This is a genomic window from Corallococcus sp. RDP092CA, from assembly GCF_041903675.1.
Taxonomy (GTDB): Bacteria; Myxococcota; Myxococcia; order Myxococcales; family Myxococcaceae; genus Corallococcus.
Genome location: NZ_JAYESI010000176.1, coordinates 1 through 255, shown reverse-complemented (window position 1 = coordinate 255; position 255 = coordinate 1). Strand labels below are relative to the sequence as shown.

Annotated in this window: 1 protein-coding gene; it reads right to left on the bottom strand. The window is 74.1% G+C overall.

What is annotated here, in order from left to right; genetic code table 11:
* A partial coding sequence (locus tag U8525_RS34680; protein WP_374271006.1) for a transposase occupies positions 1-255 on the bottom strand: 255 nt, incomplete at both ends.

Below are 255 nucleotides of genomic sequence, written 5' to 3'. Positions count from 1 at the left end.
CGGCTTCGGGCGCCCCGCACTCCAGGAACTTCCTTCGCGCGTGAGCCCAGCAGTGCGCGACACCGAAGCGCCCATGGCTGGCGGCGGCCAGCGCGTCGTACACCGCGTAGCCGTCCGTCATGAGCAGGCCGGAGTACCCCTTCAGCAGCTCGCGCGCCGCCTGGGCGCCGCGGCCCTGGGCCACGCGGTAGACGACGGCGGTGGACGAGGCGAGCGCCCACAGGTGCCACTTCGCCTGGCCCTGGCTGCCCAGCA